The sequence below is a fragment of the Streptomyces sp. NPDC049687 genome (genome assembly GCF_044465285.1).
Lineage (GTDB): Bacteria > Actinomycetota > Actinomycetes > Streptomycetales > Streptomycetaceae > Streptomyces.
The window spans coordinates 37,754-54,160 of sequence record NZ_JBITLN010000019.1 but is presented as its reverse complement, the minus strand read 5'-3'; the positions used below and the strand labels follow the sequence as shown (position 1 = coordinate 54,160).

The 16,407-nt window shown below is 70.6% G+C and carries 16 protein-coding genes and 1 tRNA gene; 10 read left to right on the top strand and 7 right to left on the bottom strand.

Going from position 1 to position 16,407, the window contains the following annotated elements:
• Nucleotides 1–64 precede the first annotated feature (64 nt).
• The 3 genes from ACIBVL_RS38410 to phoU form a co-directional block, all read right to left on the bottom strand.
• Nucleotides 65–730, bottom strand: coding sequence for a rhomboid family intramembrane serine protease (locus tag ACIBVL_RS38410; RefSeq protein ID WP_399105025.1), 666 nt, complete (start codon nucleotides 728–730; stop codon nucleotides 65–67).
• Nucleotides 731–1,100: 370 nt separating this feature from the next.
• Entirely contained in the window at nucleotides 1,101–1,349 is a 249-nt protein-coding gene (locus tag ACIBVL_RS38405) for an SCO4226 family nickel-binding protein (RefSeq protein WP_399105214.1), read from the bottom strand.
• Nucleotides 1,350–1,897: 548 nt separating this feature from the next.
• Complete coding sequence (phoU, locus tag ACIBVL_RS38400) at nucleotides 1,898–2,590, bottom strand: phosphate signaling complex protein PhoU (protein ID WP_399105023.1); 693 nt, start codon at nucleotides 2,588–2,590, stop codon at nucleotides 1,898–1,900.
• Between the two features lie 222 nt (nucleotides 2,591–2,812).
• Between phoU and ACIBVL_RS38395 the strand changes: the two genes are divergently transcribed.
• Nucleotides 2,813–4,237, top strand: coding sequence for a sensor histidine kinase (locus tag ACIBVL_RS38395; protein ID WP_399105021.1), 1,425 nt, complete (start codon nucleotides 2,813–2,815; stop codon nucleotides 4,235–4,237).
• On the top strand, nucleotides 4,234–4,914 hold the full coding sequence (locus ACIBVL_RS38390) for a response regulator transcription factor (RefSeq protein ID WP_015659563.1): 681 nt from the start codon (nucleotides 4,234–4,236) through the stop codon (nucleotides 4,912–4,914). The genes ACIBVL_RS38395 and ACIBVL_RS38390 overlap by 4 nt, the downstream gene beginning before the upstream one ends.
• 106 nt (nucleotides 4,915–5,020) lie before the next feature.
• Here the strand turns inward: ACIBVL_RS38390 and ACIBVL_RS38385 are convergent, their stop codons facing one another.
• Nucleotides 5,021–5,662 carry a DUF461 domain-containing protein gene (locus ACIBVL_RS38385; RefSeq protein WP_399105019.1) on the bottom strand — a complete coding sequence of 214 codons (642 nt, stop codon included), beginning with the start codon at nucleotides 5,660–5,662 and terminating at the stop codon, nucleotides 5,021–5,023.
• Between the two features lie 663 nt (nucleotides 5,663–6,325).
• On the opposite strand from ACIBVL_RS38385, the gene ACIBVL_RS38380 reads away from it, so the two are divergent.
• The 6 genes from ACIBVL_RS38380 to ACIBVL_RS38355 all read left to right on the top strand — a co-directional run bounded on the left by ACIBVL_RS38380 (nucleotide 6,326) and on the right by ACIBVL_RS38355 (nucleotide 12,667).
• Complete coding sequence (locus ACIBVL_RS38380) at nucleotides 6,326–6,808, top strand: CarD family transcriptional regulator (RefSeq protein ID WP_003953493.1); 483 nt, start codon at nucleotides 6,326–6,328, stop codon at nucleotides 6,806–6,808.
• A gap of 344 nt (nucleotides 6,809–7,152) precedes the next feature.
• Complete coding sequence (ispD, locus tag ACIBVL_RS38375) at nucleotides 7,153–7,905, top strand: 2-C-methyl-D-erythritol 4-phosphate cytidylyltransferase (RefSeq protein WP_399105017.1); 753 nt, start codon at nucleotides 7,153–7,155, stop codon at nucleotides 7,903–7,905.
• Complete coding sequence (gene ispF, locus ACIBVL_RS38370) at nucleotides 7,895–8,392, top strand: 2-C-methyl-D-erythritol 2,4-cyclodiphosphate synthase (protein ID WP_399105015.1); 498 nt, start codon at nucleotides 7,895–7,897, stop codon at nucleotides 8,390–8,392. Before ispD ends, ispF begins: the two co-directional genes overlap by 11 nt.
• A gap of 83 nt (nucleotides 8,393–8,475) precedes the next feature.
• Entirely contained in the window at nucleotides 8,476–9,876 is a 1,401-nt protein-coding gene (gene cysS / locus ACIBVL_RS38365; protein WP_399105013.1) for a cysteine--tRNA ligase, read from the top strand.
• Nucleotides 9,877–9,962: 86 nt separating this feature from the next.
• Nucleotides 9,963–10,904, top strand: coding sequence for a 23S rRNA (guanosine(2251)-2'-O)-methyltransferase RlmB (rlmB, locus tag ACIBVL_RS38360; protein ID WP_399105011.1), 942 nt, complete (start codon nucleotides 9,963–9,965; stop codon nucleotides 10,902–10,904).
• A gap of 116 nt (nucleotides 10,905–11,020) precedes the next feature.
• The gene (locus tag ACIBVL_RS38355; RefSeq protein ID WP_399105009.1) at nucleotides 11,021–12,667 is read left to right on the top strand and encodes a DoxX family membrane protein; all 1,647 of its coding nucleotides are present in this window, start codon (nucleotides 11,021–11,023) and stop codon (nucleotides 12,665–12,667) included.
• A gap of 105 nt (nucleotides 12,668–12,772) precedes the next feature.
• Here ACIBVL_RS38355 and ACIBVL_RS38350 read toward each other — a convergent pair whose 3' ends face one another.
• The 3 genes from ACIBVL_RS38350 to ACIBVL_RS38340 form a co-directional block, all read right to left on the bottom strand.
• Nucleotides 12,773–13,504, bottom strand: a complete 732-nt coding sequence (locus ACIBVL_RS38350) for an NDP-sugar synthase (protein WP_399105007.1) — start codon at nucleotides 13,502–13,504, stop codon at nucleotides 12,773–12,775.
• Between the two features lie 141 nt (nucleotides 13,505–13,645).
• Nucleotides 13,646–14,113: a hypothetical protein gene (locus ACIBVL_RS38345; protein ID WP_399105005.1), complete on the bottom strand. Its 468-nt coding sequence runs from the start codon at nucleotides 14,111–14,113 to the stop codon at nucleotides 13,646–13,648.
• Between the two features lie 196 nt (nucleotides 14,114–14,309).
• Nucleotides 14,310–15,395, bottom strand: a complete 1,086-nt coding sequence (locus tag ACIBVL_RS38340; protein WP_399105003.1) for an ABC transporter ATP-binding protein — start codon at nucleotides 15,393–15,395, stop codon at nucleotides 14,310–14,312.
• Nucleotides 15,396–15,612: 217 nt separating this feature from the next.
• Between ACIBVL_RS38340 and ACIBVL_RS38335 the strand changes: the two genes are divergently transcribed.
• Nucleotides 15,613–15,686, top strand: a tRNA-Thr gene (locus ACIBVL_RS38335).
• A gap of 50 nt (nucleotides 15,687–15,736) precedes the next feature.
• On the top strand, nucleotides 15,737–16,402 hold the full coding sequence (locus tag ACIBVL_RS38330; RefSeq protein WP_399105001.1) for a rhomboid-like protein: 666 nt from the start codon (nucleotides 15,737–15,739) through the stop codon (nucleotides 16,400–16,402).
• Nucleotides 16,403–16,407 lie beyond the last annotated feature (5 nt).

Genomic DNA, 16,407 nt, shown 5'->3' with positions numbered 1-16,407 from the left:
GCCGGGAAGAAGCCGCGAAGAGGAGCCCGGTGCCGTAGGAGATAAGGGCCCCACTCCTTCGTGCCTACAGCAGGCCCAGGTCGCCCAGTTCCTTGTGCAGGTCCGCCCGGGGGTTGTCGGTGCCGGTGGTCAGTGGTGTCGTGCCGCGTGGGGCGGGGGGTGTGGCCGTCGGGCGTTTGCGGCGGTCGCGGAACAGCCAGGCGCCCACCAGGCCGCCGAGCAGTCCGCCGAGGTGGGCGAGCCAGCTCACCCCGGGGGTGCCGGGGACGGCCACCGTCAGCATGTAGGCGAAGGAGGCCGCCATGACGATGCCGATCAGGGTGTCGATGAGATGGCGGTCGAACAGGCCGCGGACGACGACGTACCCGAAGTAGCCGAAGATCAGGCCGCTCGCGCCGACCGTCTCCGCGTTCCCGCCCTCGAAGAACCACACCGCCAGACCGCTGGTCACCGCCACCAACAGGCTCAGCCCGAGGAAACGGAGCACCCCGCGGTACGCGGCCAGGAAGCCGAAGATGAACAACGGGCCGGAGTTGCTCTCGATGTGAGCCCAACTCCAGTGCAGGAAAGGTGCGGTGAGGATGTGGGGCAGAGTGCCGACGTCCTCGGAGACCACCCCGTACTCGCGCGCCGGCGTGTAGTCGTCCGCGAAATTCACCAACTGCACCAGCCAGACGAGCGCCAGGAAGCCGAACATCACGAAGAACGCCTTCCGCGCCTCCGCGATCATCGCCGCAGAATCCGAAGAAGCAGCAGCAGAAGCAGCAGCAGAAGAAGCAGAAGCAGAGGCGGAATCCGGCGCCTGTCTGTCCATGGGTGTCCCCTCCCCGTGAGGACCTCCATGATGCCGGTTTCCCCGTTGTGCACAATGCGCCGGTGTCCCCGACGCCTCGGTCGACTCCGTGGACTGGTCCGCGGTACCCGTCCCGGCCACCCGTCCCGGCGACGACCCCCCGCGGGCGGCCCCGAATCAGGGACGCCGCCCTCGGGCTCCTCGACGACGCGCCGTCGAGGAGGCCGAGCCCCGGCCGGACAGTGGGCCCGCCCTCCTCGCCGACCTCGAAGGCACGCCCTTCCCCACGCACTGAGCGCGAGGCCGTTCAGACCGACAGCGGCACCGGGTGGATCTCGTCCGCCATATGGCCGGAGCGTTCGTGGATGCGCTGGACCGCCTCCGCCGACGGGGCCTCGGAGAGGCAGTAGACGATGCCGGCCTCGGGGTCCGCCCAGGCGGCCTCGAAGTGCACGCCCTCGTCTCCCTCTATGTCGAGGTCGGACTGGTGCGACTGACGGAGCTGTTCGGCGGTGATGCCTTCCATACCGTGGTGGACGTCCATGAACTTGGCCATGGTGTCCACCCCCTTTCCTGCTCGTGCCCGCCCCTGCTGGTGTCCGTCTCTCCATGCTGCGCCCGGCCCGGCCCGCCCGCTACCGTGCGGGAACGATCATGGGAAGGGGCCCCGGTGAGTTCACCGGAGCCCCCACGGTCGTACGACCGTACTCAGCCGCACTGGCACGCATTGCCCGACTGGCATCCGCAGCCACATCCCGAGCCGCAGCCGCACGCGCCGATCAGCATCAGGTTCCTGATCTCGGCGGGCCGCTCGGTCGGGCGTTCCTGGGTCGGGTCGGGCTGAGGAGTGCTCGGGGACTCGGCCATGGGTTCCTCCCGGAGGCGTAGGGCCTGTGCCCATTGCATGCCCTGTGGGTCGGGCGCATCAACGGCGCACGGTGGCGCCCGCACACCCCGGAAGCAGGCCCCCGAGCAAGCCCACCCCTGGGAGGCCCACCCCCCAGAGGCCCTCGGAAGCCAACCCCGAGGGCCCTGGAGGGCTAGGGCGTGTTTCGAAAGTCCCGTCTGGTCTCCGGGCGGACGACGCTACTTTCGAAACACGCCCTACGCGCTCTCGGTCGGCTGGATCTCCGGCTGGACGTCGGCCTGCAGCTCGTCCGCGTGCTCGCCCGTGACCAGGAACACCACCCGCTTGGCGACCGCCACGGCGTGGTCGGCGAACCGCTCGTAGTAGCGGCCCAGCAGGGTGACGTCGACGGCGGTCTCGATGCCGTGCTTCCAGCGCTCGTCGATCAGGTGCTGGAACAGCGTGCGGTGGAGGAGGTCCATCGCGTCGTCGTCCGACTCCAGCTGGAGAGCCAGGTCGACGTCCTTGGTGATGATGCACTCCGCCGCCTTCGCCATCAGGCGCTGCGCGAGCTGGCCCATCTCCAGGATCGTGGCGTGCAGGTCGTGCGGCACGGCACGGTTCGGGAAGCGCAGGCGCGCGAGCTTCGCCACGTGCTGGGCGAGGTCGCCGGAGCGCTCCAGGTCGGCCGACATCCGCAGCGAGGTGACGACGATCCGCAGGTCGGTGGCGACCGGCTGCTGCCTGGCGAGCAGGGCTATCGCCTTCGCCTCCAGGTCGTGCTGCAGCTCGTCGACCTTCTGGTCGTTCTCGATGACGCTCTCGGCCAGCTTCAGATCGGAGTCGAGGATGGCGGTCGTGGCGCGCCCGATCGCCGACCCGACCAGCCGGGCCATCTCCACCAGGCTGTCGCCGATCGAGTCAAGTTCCTCGTGGTACGCGTCCCGCATCAGCATTCCCTCTCGTACGTCATTCCTGGGGTCCCGGGGGCCAGAACCGGCCGTGGAACCGGCGCTGCGAACCCCACGGTGCCACGGTCTGCCCCGTACGCGTCGGATTCCGTCACCTCAAATGAACCACTACTGGCTCCAAGGTGAACTCTGGGCGACGAGTGTTCGAGCTCGCACCTCGATGGCTGTGGCCAGGCCGGATCCCATGCCTAACCTGGACGCATGGACGTGAACGCGGCGGTCGCCGCAGCGGCAGCGATCGCCGGGGTGCTCACCGGTGTCATCGCCATGCTGGCGTTCCGTTGGAGCGAACGCGACCAGGCCCGCCCCACCCGCACCTCCCTGCACACCGACCCGGTGCTTCCGCCGGGCGTGGACACGGTCCTGTCGGTGCTGCGCTCCTCGGCCGTCGTCCTCGACGAGGCCGACGCCGTCGTCAAGGCCAGCTCGGCGGCGTACGCCCTCGGGCTGGTCCGTGGCGGAAAACTGGCCGTCGAGCCGATGCTCAAGATGGCCAGGGACACCCGGCGCGACGGGGAGATACGCCAGGTCGAGCTGGATCTGCCCCGGCGCGGGACCGGGCGCGGGGAGGCCCTCGCGGTCTCGGCGCGCGTGGCACCGCTGGGCTCCCGGCTCGTCCTCCTCCTCGTCGAGGACCTCACCGAGGCCCGTCGTATCGAGGCGGTCCGCCGGGACTTCGTGGCGAACGTCAGCCATGAGCTGAAGACCCCGGTCGGCGCGCTCTCCCTGCTCTCCGAGGCTGTCATGGACGCCTCCGACGACCCGGAGGCGGTGGAGCGGTTCGCCGGGCGGATGCAGATCGAGGCCACCCGGCTCACCAATCTGGTCCAGGAGCTCATCGACCTGTCGAGGGTCCAGAACGACGACCCTCTGGAGGACGCCGAACGGGTCGGCGTGGAGGAACTGGTCGCCGAGGCCGTCGACCGCTGCCGTCACCAGGCCGGCACCAAGCAGATCACCATGGCCACGAGTGTGACGGCGTCCGAAGGACTCGAGCAGGGTGGTGGCGGGCGACGGGCGGGCGGCACCGCCGCCCTGAGCGTCTGGGGCAACCGCGGCCAGTTGGCCGCCGCCCTCGGCAACCTGGTCGAGAACGCCGTCAACTACTCGCCCGCCCGCACCCGCGTCGGCATAGCCGCGCACAGGGTGAACGCACCCGGCGGCGACCTGATCGAGATCGCCGTGACCGACCAGGGCATCGGCATCTCCGACAAGGACAAGGAGCGCATCTTCGAGCGCTTCTACCGCGTCGACCCGGCCCGCTCCCGCCAGACGGGCGGTACGGGCCTCGGACTCGCGATCGTCAAACACGTGGCCGCCTCGCACGGCGGGGAGGTCACGGTGTGGAGCGCCGAGGGACAGGGCTCCACGTTCACGCTGCGGCTTCCCGACGCGGCGACCCGCGACCGGGCGCACCAGTACGCGGACCCCGACGACTTGGACGGCCCCGACGGCCCCGACGACCTGGACGACCTGGACGACCTCAACGACGAGGACGGGCAGGCCGCCGGCACCCCCCACACCTCCGCCTCCTCCTCTCCCGCCTCCCCCCATCTCCCGTCCCACGCCTCATCCCCCGATTCGACCGCGTACCAGACGCTTCCCGCCCCGGAGGTCCTTCCGTGACCCGAGTGCTCGTCGTCGAGGACGAGGAGTCCTTCTCCGACGCCCTGTCGTACATGCTCCGCAAGGAGGGCTTCGAGGTCGCCGTCGCGACCACGGGGCCCGACGGACTCGACGAGTTCGAGCGCAACGGCGCCGACCTCGTCCTCCTCGACCTGATGCTGCCGGGCCTGCCCGGCACGGAGGTGTGCCGGCAGCTGCGCGGCCGCTCCAACGTCCCCGTGATCATGGTGACCGCCAAGGACAGCGAGATCGACAAGGTCGTCGGGCTGGAGATAGGAGCCGACGACTACGTCACCAAGCCGTTCTCCTCGCGGGAGCTGGTCGCCCGTATCCGGGCCGTCCTGCGCCGCCGCGGTGAGCCGGAGGAGGTGACCCCGGCCGCGCTGGAGGCGGGCCCGGTCCGCATGGACGTCGACCGCCACGTCGTCACGGTCTCCGGCTCCAAGGTCGACCTCCCGCTCAAGGAGTTCGACCTCCTGGAGATGCTGCTGCGCAACGCCGGCCGCGTCCTCACCCGCATGCAGCTCATCGACCGCGTCTGGGGCGCCGACTACGTCGGCGACACCAAGACCCTCGACGTCCACGTCAAGCGACTGCGCGCCAAGATCGAGCCGGACCCGGGCGCGCCGAGGTACCTTGTTACGGTCCGCGGCCTGGGCTACAAGTTCGAGCCGTAGACAGCGCCGCATCGACAGCGACGCCGAGAACGCCACAGACGGCTCGGTACGTACGAGAAGGGCGGCACCCCGACACGGGGTGCCGCCCTTCTCGTGTGTACGAGGCTCAGTGGCCGGTCGTCGCGGACTCCGAGGAGGTCGCGGTCGCCGAGGCCGTACCCGTCCCGGACGGGGCGCCGGACGGCGACTCGGAGGTCGTCGCGCTCGGGGAGGCGGACTCCGCCGGGGCGCTCGGGACGGCGGTCGGGCCCCAGCCGGAGAAGTAGCTGTCGGCCGGGACGACGAAGGCCCGCAGGCTCACCGCGCCGGTCTCGCTCAGCGTGAAGGTGGTCTTCTGGGCGTTGCCGTCGAGGGAGTCCTCCGCGGGGTGCTCCAGGACGGCGGAGGCGTTGCCCTTGCCGCCGATGACGACGGAGCCGCCGGCCGGGACGGTCAGCTCGCCCTTGCCCCCGGCGGGCGAGAGCTTCGCGGCGCCGAGGCCCTCGACGTCGATCGAGTCCAGGGTCTGGGCCTTGCTGCCGCTGTTGAAGATGGTCGCGGAGACGGCGACCGGGCCGCCTCCGGTGGGGTCGGGCTGCGTAATGACGACAGCGTTCTGGATCTTGATGTCGCCGACGCTGGTGGCTGCGTTGTCCGGCTTGATCTCCAGCGTCTGGGAGTCGTTGCCGGCGCCGCAGGCGGCGAGCGAGGCGATCGAGAACGCGATGGCGGATGCGGCGAGGGCGCCGCGTCGAAGGCTGCTGCTCACGGCGGCGGCAACTCCTTGAACGCACACGGGCAGCTCACCTGGTGATAAAGCCGCCCTAAGGGTCTGTCAGCGGCCTTAGGTTACCGAGCCGTTCTCGCGCCGCCGCACCCGACCCGCCTCTAGCGCGTTCTGGGGCCCCCTGGGCGCCCGAAGGCCCTGGTCGCCACACCCGTCACGCCACTCACAAGTGACCCACCGGCCACTCCGACTTCACCACTGGTCTTCCTGCTCGTCCGTCATTCACATAAGCGCGACCCGCGTCCGCTTAAGCGCCGTCGAGCTCCGCTCGCGGATTTTCAGTGAAGGAATGCGCGGCCCCCGGAATTGATCACCGCGACCTCCGTCGAACGGGCGGTGATCAATTCCGGAAACGACGTGTATCCGGCCACAGGTATCGAACGGAGTAGCGGAAGTCGCACGCTTGGAGGTGGACATATGTGGATGTTCCGCCGCTCGGAGCGGGCTCCGGATGCGTGTAACGTACGCGTTTCACCCCCCTCGAAGAGCCGCTCCGACCTGCGAATACCTGCTTCCGCAGGCCGCCCGAAGCACGTTCCTGTTACTGTTGTCAAGCCCCGAGATATGCCCTGACCTGCGAAAACGCCATTCAGGAACCGCCGTTTCCGTGTTACTCTGGATAGCCACGGAAGGGGTACCTGTCACATGACGTTCAAGGTTGGCGACACCGTGGTCTATCCCCATCACGGGGCCGCGCTGATCGAGGCCATCGAAACTCGCCAGATCAAAGGCGTGGACAAGACCTACTTGGTGCTGAAGGTCGCCCAGGGTGACCTGACGGTGCGTGTGCCAGCGGACAATGCGGAGTTCGTCGGCGTACGTGATGTGGTCGGTCAGGACGGGCTGGACCGGGTCTTCGAGGTGCTGCGCGCGCCGTACGCCGAGGAGCCCACGAACTGGTCGCGTCGTTACAAGGCAAATCTGGAGAAGCTCGCCTCCGGCGATGTCATCAAGGTCGCGGAAGTCGTGCGTGACCTGTGGCGTCGTGAGCGCGAGCGTGGACTCTCCGCAGGTGAGAAGCGCATGCTCGCCAAGGCCCGCCAGATCCTGGTGAGCGAACTCGCCCTCGCGGAGAACACCAACGAGGACAAGGCCGAGGCCCTGCTCGACGAGGTTCTCGCGTCCTGACGCCGGCGCAAGAGCCAGCCTCAGCACACTGAACACCGAAATGCCGCGGTGCCCGATGACGTATTTCCCGTCGCCGGGCGCTGCGGCATGTTCGCGCCCGGAAGCTCCGAAGGTTCCTCCGGAAACGGCACTGCGCCGAGCGCACCGACGCCGAGCCACGGACGCCGAGGCCGCTGTTGCCGACACCTCGGGGAGAGATCCCCCGATCCTTCCCCCGATACTTTTCGTGCCGAGCCCGGGCTGCGCTCGACCGGCGCGTCACGGAAGGGTCCGGTCAAGGCGTCGCGCCCGGCACGCTGTCTCCGTACCCACGTAGGCCGAGCACACAAACCTGACAGGAACCGATGTCTGACGATTCGCGTCCCTCGCCCGCGCCCGCCCGCACGGCCGCGGTGATTCCCGCCGCCGGCCGGGGTGTACGCCTCGGTCCGGGCGCCCCCAAGGCGCTCCGCGCGCTGAGCGGAACGCCCATGCTGATCCACGCGGTGCGCGCGCTCGCCGCCTCCCGTGCCGTCTCCCTGGTGGTCGTCGTGGCCCCGCCGGACGGCGCCGCCGAGGTCAAGTCGCTGCTCGACGCGCACGCGCTGCCCGACCGCACCGACTTCCTCGTCGTGCCGGGCGGCGACACCCGCCAGGAGTCCGTACGGCTCGGCCTGGACGCGCTGCCGCCCGACTACGACATCGTCCTCGTCCATGACGCCGCCCGCCCCCTCGTCCCCGTGGACACGGTGGACGCCGTCATCGAGGCCGTACGCGACGGCGCCCCCGCCGTCGTCCCGGCGCTGCCCCTCGCCGACACCGTCAAGGAGGTCGAGCCGGCCGGCACCCCCGGCGACCCCGAGCCGGTCGTCGCCACCCCGGTGCGCGCCCGTCTGCGCGCCGTGCAGACTCCGCAGGGCTTCGACCGGGCCACCCTCGTCCGCGCCCACGAGACGGTGACCGAGGACGTCACCGACGACGCGAGCATGGTCGAGCAGCTCGGCCACACGGTCGTGGTCGTCCCCGGCCACGAGGAGGCCTTCAAGGTCACCCGCCCCCTGGACCTGGTGCTCGCGGAGGCGGTCCTGGCCCGCAGGAGGCTCAACGATGGCTTCTGAGGCTCCCTACGCGCTCCCCCAGGTCGGCATCGGCACCGACATCCACGCCTTCGAAGAGGGCCGCGAACTGTGGTGCGCGGGCCTGAAATGGGAAGGGGAGGGCCCCGGCCTGGCCGGCCACTCCGACGCCGACGTCGTCGCCCACGCCGCCTGCAACGCGCTGTTCTCGGCGGCGGGGCTGGGTGACCTCGGTCAGCACTTCGGCACGGGCCGACCCGAGTGGTCCGGCGCGTCCGGCGTCACGCTCCTCACCGAGGCCGCCCGCATCGTCCGCGAGGCCGGCTTCACCATCGGCAACATCGCCGTCCAGGTCGTCGGCCCCCGCCCCAAGATCGGCAAACGCCGCGACGAGGCACAGAAACTCCTGTCGGAGGCGGCGGGCGCCCCCGTGTCGGTGTCGGGAGCGACGACGGACGGACTCGGCTTCCCGGGCCGCGACGAGGGGCTGATGGCGATCGCGACCGCCCTGGTCGTCCGCACTGCCTGACATATGCCAAGGCATGTCACGAATGTGTGGCCCTTGGGGGGATCGGGCTCGGGGCATCGCCCGGGGCCCACTACCCTGGAGTGGTGACCATTCGCCTGTACGACACCAGCGCCCGGCAGATCCGTGACTTCACCCCGCTCACGCCGGGTTGTGTCTCGATCTACCTGTGTGGCGCCACCGTGCAGGCGGCCCCCCACATCGGGCACATCCGCTCGGGCCTGAACTTCGACATCATGCGCCGCTGGTTCGAGTACCGCGGTTACGACGTCACGTTCATCCGCAACGTCACCGACATCGACGACAAGATCATCACCAAGTCGCACGACCAGGGCCGCCCCTGGTGGTCCATCGGCTACGACAACGAGCGGGCGTTCAACGACGGCTACCACGCCCTCGGTTGCCTCCCGCCCACGTACGAGCCGCGCGCCACCGGGCACGTCCCGGAGATGATCGAGATGATGCGCGGCCTCGTCGAGCGAGGTCACGCCTACGAGGCCGACGGCAGCGTCTACTTCGACGTGCGCTCCTACCCCGGCTATCTGGCGCTGTCCAACCAGGACATCGACGACCTGCGCCAGCCCGCCGAGGAGGGCATCACCGGCAAGCGCGACCCGCGCGACTTCGCCATGTGGAAGGCGACCAAGCCGGGCGAGCCCGACTGGGAGACGCCCTGGGGCCGCGGGCGCCCCGGCTGGCACCTGGAGTGCTCGGCCATGGCGCACAAGTACCTGGGCTCGGCCTTCGACATCCACGGCGGCGGCCTCGACCTGATCTTCCCCCACCACGAGAACGAGATCGCCCAGGCCAAGGCCTTCGGCGACGACTTCGCGCAGTACTGGGTGCACAACGCCTGGGTCACCATGAGCGGCGAGAAGATGTCGAAGTCGCTCGGCAACTCGGTGCTGGTGAGCGAGATGGTCAAGCAGTGGCGGCCCATCGTCCTGCGCTACTACCTCGGTACGCCGCACTACCGCTCGATGATCGAGTACAGCGAGGAGTCGCTGCGCGAGGCCGATTCGGCGTTCGCGCGGATCGAGGGCTTCGTGCAGCGCGTGGTCGAGCTGGCCGGGGGAGTCGTCGAGCCCGCCGCCGAGGTGCCGCCGGCGTTCGCCGAGGCGATGGACGACGACCTGGGCGTCCCCCAGGCCCTCGCCGTCGTGCACACCACGGTCCGGCAGGGCAACTCCGCCCTCGCCGCCGACGACAAGGAAGCCGCGGTGGCCCGCCTCGCCGAGGTCCGCGCCATGCTCGGCGTCCTCGGCCTCGACCCGCTCGACCCGCAATGGGCCGGCGAGTCCGACGGGGGCGAGGACCTTCACGGCGTCGTCGACAGCCTCGTACGCCTGGTCCTGGACCAGCGGGAGGCGGCGCGCGCGCGGAAGGACTGGGGGACCGCGGACGCGATCCGCGACCAGCTCAACCAGTCCGGGCTGACCATCGAGGACGGTCCGCAGGGACCGCGCTGGACGCTCGGTCCCAGGTAGTCCCCGACGGTGATCGATTGTGCCGCCCGGCCGTCCGGGCGGCACACTGCACAGACGTACGCACACTTCACACAGACAGGTAGGTCATGGCAGCCAACAACCGCCGCATGTCCGGCAAGAAGGGCGCGCAGGTCGGCAGTGGCGGCCAGCGGCGCCGGGGCCTGGAGGGCAAGGGCCCGACCCCGCCCGCCGAGATGCGCAAGGGGCACAAGAAGAACCGGATCGCCACCTCCAAGGCCAAGCAGGCCCAGCGCCGTCCGGTGGCGCGCGGCCGGGGCGGCAAGGGCACCTCGGAGCTGGTGGTGGGCCGCAACCCGGTCGTCGAGGCGCTGCGCGAGGGCGTACCGGCCTCCACCCTCTACGTCCAGCAGTTCATCGACAACGACGAGCGGGTGCGCGAGGCGCTGCAGCTCGCGGCCGAACGTGGCGGCATCAACCTCATGGAGGCCCCGCGCCCCGAGCTGGACCGCATGACCAACGGCCTCAACCACCAGGGCCTCGTGCTCCAGGTCCCGCCGTACGAGTACGCCCACCCCGAGGACCTCGCCGAGGCGGCCTACGACGAGGGCGAGGACCCGCTCATCGTCGCCCTCGACGGGGTCACCGACCCGCGCAACCTCGGCGCCGTCGTCCGCTCCGTCTCCGCCTTCGGCGGCCACGGCGTCGTCGTCCCCGAGCGCCGCGCCGCGGGCATGACGGCGGGCGCCTGGAAGACCTCCGCCGGTACGGCGGCCCGTACGCCGGTGGCCCGCGCCACCAACCTCACCCGCGCCCTGGAGGCCTACAAGAAGGCCGGCATCGTGGTCGTCGGCCTGGCCGCCGACGGCGAGGCCGAGCTGGGCGAACTGCAGGCCCTGGACGGCCCGGTCGTCATCGTCGTGGGCAGCGAGGGCAAGGGCCTGTCCCGACTGGTCGGCGAGACCTGCGACTTCCGCGTACGGATCCCGATGCCGGGCGGCGCCGAATCGCTCAACGCCGGTGTGGCGGCGGGGATCGTGCTGTACGAGGCGGCCCGGCGACGGGCCTGAACACCCGTCCGTGAGGCAACCCGGACGGGCAATTCGTGCGGGTTGTGCAGCCTTGACGGGGTCCGGACAGATCCGGCGGGTCAAAGCAGTGTCCTATCCACACGTCACTCGGTTAGATGAGTGTGGACACCAGAACACCCCGCACACCCACGGGGGACCGCTCGTCGGGATTCGACGACGCTCCCGCGCTGAGCATGGTGAAGGTGCCGAGCGATCCGGCGCAGATCATCGTCAATCACGCCAGCTTCCGCGTGCAGCTGGGCGCGTCGGCGCGGCGTAACCAGAACCCGCGGATCGCCTGGCACCCCAGCGCCGAGGACACCGCGCGCATCCCCGTCGTCGGGGCGGCGGGCAGAGCGGGCGCCGCGTCCGGTGCCCGCCGCCGGCCGGTCGTCTGGAGCGGCCAGACCGCCCCGGACGACACCGGCGCCCACCGGCTGCTGCAGGCCGTGCGGGCAGGCAGCGTCGGCCACGGCGAACCGTCGGCCGCCGACGCCGGAGCCACCCAGGTCATCCCCCGCGTCAGCGACGGCTACGACGGCCACCTCACCACGCAGACCCTCGAGACCCCCATCGTCGGCGCCCAGCGCGCCCCCGCCGCCGGCGAGCACCGCCTCCTGCCGGCCATGCGCACCGTCGGCAGCGCCTACGACGAACCGCCCTACGACGACTCCGAGTTCGAGGAATTCGGGGAGGCGCTCGCGGAGGTCGGCGAGCCACGCGGCAGACGGCACGGCGACGGAGACCCCGCCCGGCACGCCTACTACCCGGGCCGCCGCATGAACCTCGGCGTGGTCCTCCTCCCCCTCCGCGTCTTCCTCGGCTTCATCTCCGTCTACGCCGGCATGGGCAAGCTGTGCGACCCCGTCTACTTCGACGGCGGCAAGCGCGGCTCGATGGTCAAGTGGCTCAACACCCTGCACCCATGGGAAGTCGCCGAACCGCTCCGCCAGTTCGCCCTGCACCACCCCGTCGGCTCCGGACTCGTCATCGCCTTCCTCCAGGTCGTCGTGGGCGTCCTCACCGTCCTGGGCTGCTGGCAGCGGGTCGCCGCGGTGGTCGGCGCCTGCCTCTCCGCCGCGCTCATCGTCACCGTCAGCTGGAAGACCGTCCCGGTCTACGACACGCCCGACATCATCTACCTCGCGGCCTGGTCGCCGCTGATCATCGCAGGCGCCCCCGTCTACTCCGTCGACGGCCGCCTCGCCGCCGGGGCCTGGCGCCGTCTCGGCCCCCGCTCCGACCTCTGGGAACTGCGCCGCTACGTGCTGCGCCGCGGCGCCCTGGTCACCGCGATCGCCGTCGGCCTCACCCTGCTGATCGGCTCCCTGCTCGGCGGCGCCGTCCGTGACGCCGACCGCGTGGTCGTCCCCGGCCCCGGCGAGGCCCCGCGCAACGAGCTGCCCGGCTCCCCGCTCCCCGGCGAGTCCGGCACCCACAAGGCGCCCCGCAAGCCCGTCGCGTCCACCTCGCCCACCCAGGGCGCCACCTCGGCGTCCCCGACGGCCGGCACCGACAGCGCGCCCGACACCGGCGACACCGGCGACACCGGCGCCGCCACCACCGGCGCCCCCAGCCAGACCCAGGGCACGGCGGGCCAGGCCCCGCCCCAGCGGTCCACCCCGGTGGAACAGGCCCCCTCGACCACCTCCGGCCCCACGTCGGGCGGCGCCGGCAGCACCTCCGGCGGCGCGACGAGCGGTTCGACCGGTGGTTCCTCGTCCTCCGGTCAGCCGGGGCTGGTGGGAGGCCTGCTCGGGTAGCGGTATCGGACGACAAAGGTGCCGCGCGCCCGTGGGCGTGCGGCACCTGGTGTTTTCAGGGGCGCGGGGCGGTACGACAAGGCGGCCCCATCCGCGGAGCGGCTCTCAGCGGCCCAACGCTGCCAGTTCCTTCGCCGCCTCCGTCAGATCCTTCGCGGTGTCGATCGCCCGCCAGTACGCGCCCTGGGGAATCGGGAAACCGGCCAGCCGCCGCTCACGGGCAAGGTGCGGGAACGTGGTCCGCTCGTGGTCCCCCCGCTCGGGCAGCAGCCCGGCGAACTCGGGCGAGAAGACGTACACACCGGCGTTGATCTCGTACGTCGTGGGCGGAGCCTCGATGAAGTCGGTGATGTGGCCGAAGCCGTCCGTCTTGACGGCGCCCCAGGGGATGCGCGGACGCGCGAGCGCGAGGGTCGCCACCGCGTCCCGCTCGGTGTGGAAGTCGGCCATCTCACGCAGCGAGAAGCGGGTCCAGATGTCGCCGTTGGTGGCGTACCAGGGCCGGTCCGGGTGGGGGAGACGGGCGGCGGCGTACTTGAGGCCGCCGCCGCGGCCGAGCGGCTCGGTCTCGACGACCGTGGTGACGTTCACGGGCAGGTCGGCCGACTTCAGCCAGTCCTGCAGGACCTCGGCGAGATGGCCGCAGGAGACGACGACGTCGGTGACGCCCTCCTCGGCGAGCCAGCCGAGCTGGTGACCGATGATCGGCGTCCCCGTGCCGGGGATCTCGACCATCGGCTTGGGCCGGTCGTCCGTGTACGGACGCAGCCGGGACCCCTGGCCACCGGCCAGGACGACGGCTTGCGTGGGACGGGACGCGGCGTGCGGATGGGTCATGGGCGCACTGTACGCGCCGTGATTCCGGGGCGTGGGGGGGGGGGGGGGGGGGGGGGGGGGGGGGGGGCCGGGGGCGGGGGGGGGGGGGGGGGGGGGGCGCCCCCCCCCGGGGGCCCCCCCCCCCCCCCACGCCCCACGGGCTCAGCTGTGGGCCGCCAGGACGCCCGAGGCGAAGGACGTGTCGCAGACGGGGCGGGCGTAGGACTGGGCGCGTGAGGGGCCGTAGATACGGACCGCGGCGCGGCCCAGGGCGCGGGCGATGGACGTGCAGTGCCTCGCCAGCGACGGCTTGCCGTTCACGGCCGCCTGGAGGTGGGTCAGGGCGGTGCCCGGGTCCTTCTCCTGGAGCTCGGTCAGCAGCTGGTCGCGCAGGGCGTCCTGCGGGGCCTGGGCGGCGCCGTGCGAGGAGTGGTGCGCGGCGGAGACGTCGGAGGCGGTGAGCACCGATTCCGAGGGGTTCCCCGACCAGTTGACCCGGGTGACCGCGAGGGTTCCCGAGAGCACCATGACGACGGGCAGGACGAGGGCGAGCGAGCGGCCGATCCGGCGGGCTGGGCCGCCCTGGCCGCGTCGCGTGCGCTGGGTGGAGTGGTTCGCGGAGTGCTTCACGCGTGAGAGGGTAGCGCCCCGTAATCATTCAGCGACATTTAGTCACTCGGATGGGGGATGAAGTGGTGTCTCTTTTTGGGTAATGGGTTGACGGACGTTCGTCCGGTCGAGGGGAATCGCCCGGTCCGCCGGGGGTGTTCCTGGCAACGAGAAGGGCCCCGCAGGCTGCTGCGGGGCCCTTCTCGTCAACACTGGATCAGTCGGAGAGACGCTCACCCGTCGAGGTGGAGAACACGTGGGTCTCGCCCGCGCGCGGGACGACGTTCAGCGTGCTGCCCTTCTCCGGGACGTCACGGCCGCCGACGCGGACCACGAGGTCCTTGGTCTCGCCGCCGACCTGGGCGGTGCCGTAGACGAAGGCGTCGGAGCCGAGCTCCTCGACCACGTTCACGACGACCGCGACGCCCTTGTCGGAGTCGGTGGCCACGTCGAAGTGCTCGGGGCGGACACCGACGGTGACCGTCTTGTCGGTGGCGGCGGAGAGCGCGTCACGCTGCACCGGCACGACCGAGTTGCCGAACTTCACGCCGCCGTCGGTGATCGGCACCTCGACGAGGTTCATCGCCGGGGAGCCGATGAAGCCGGCCACGAAGAGGTTGGCGGGCCGGTCGTACATGTTGCGCGGGGTGTCGACCTGCTGGAGCAGACCGTCCTTGAGGACCGCCACGCGGTCGCCCATCGTCAGGGCCTCGACCTGGTCGTGGGTGACGTACACGGTGGTGATGCCGAGGCGGCGCTGCAGGGACGCGATCTGCGTACGCGTCGACACACGGAGCTTGGCGTCCAGGTTGGACAGCGGCTCGTCCATGAGGAAGACCTGGGGCTCACGCACGATCGCGCGGCCCATCGCGACACGCTGACGCTGACCACCCGACAGGGCCTTCGGCTTGCGGTCGAGGTACTCGGTGAGGTCGAGGATCTTCGCCGCCTCCTCGACCTTCTGCCGGATCTCCGCCTTGTTGACGCCGGCGATCTTGAGCGCGAAGCCCATGTTGTCGGCGACCGTCATGTGCGGGTAGAGCGCGTAGTTCTGGAACACCATGGCGATGTCCCGGTCCTTCGGCGGCAGGTGGGTGACGTCGCGGTCACCGATGCGGATCGCGCCGGCGTTGACGTCCTCGAGACCGGCGAGCATCCGGAGCGAGGTGGACTTGCCGCAGCCGGACGGGCCGACCAGGACGAGGAACTCGCCGTCCGCGATCTCGATGTCCAGGGCGTCGACGGCGGGCTTCGTGGAACCCGGGTAGACCCGGGTCGCCTTGTCGAACGTGACAGTGGCCATGGTGAAGGGCCCCCTTCTACCGGCAGGAACGTGCCGGACGATCCGTTGCAGGAAGGTGGTTGGTGTAGTCCACATGAGCGAACTGGGTCAGGACGGTACCTGGCGTTTCCCGCTGTGTCAGTACCCGAGGCCATGTGAACTTCGCCGAAATTTTCGACGGAGCACGCCGGCGACCTGGGTACACTGCACGGGCACGTACGTGACCTCGTGCGCGCATGCCTCCTTAGCTCAGCTGGCCAGAGCAACGCACTTGTAATGCGTAGGTCGTCGGTTCGAATCCGACAGGGGGCTCTGGAAACGCAAGATCAGGTGCCCTTCCCGCAGGGACGATACTTGCGGGTGTGAATCGGCTCCGGGGCGTTTCCGGTGTGCGGCGGGCGGTGTGGGCGTATGTCCGCGGTGCGCCCGGCACGTATGTGTGGCTGGGGATCCTCTTCGTCACCACGGTGGCGCTGCGTCACATGTCTCCGGAGTTCGAGCAGGAGTTCCTGCGGCAGCGTTCGACGAACCTCCATGAGCTGTCGCGGCATCCGGTGCGGGCGCTGATCGCGAGTGCGATGTGGATCGACGGCGGCTCCTGGGTGCCGTACGCGGTGCTGTACTCCGTGTTCCACGCCCAGGTGGAGCGGTGGCTGGGGACCGTGCGCTGGCTGGTGGTGTGCGTGGCGGCGCATGTGCTGGCGACGCTGATCAGCGAGGGTGCGCTGTTGAAGGCGATCCGGGACGGGATCGCGCCCGAGTCGTACGTCAACACCCTCGACGTGGGGGTGAGTTACGCGCTGGCGGGGGTGGTGGCGGTGCTCGCGTACCGGGTGCCGGTGCCCTGGCGGTATGGGTATGTCGCGGTCGTGCTCGGGGTGTTCGTCGTGCCGTTGACGGCCGGGCCGACCTTCACCGACTTCGGTCACTTCGCCGCCGTACTCATCGGTCTCGGTTGTTATCCGCTGGTCAGGGGGCGGGAAAGAGTGCGGAATCCGAAGGAGACAGGGGCCGTTCCACCGGGTTAGCGTCC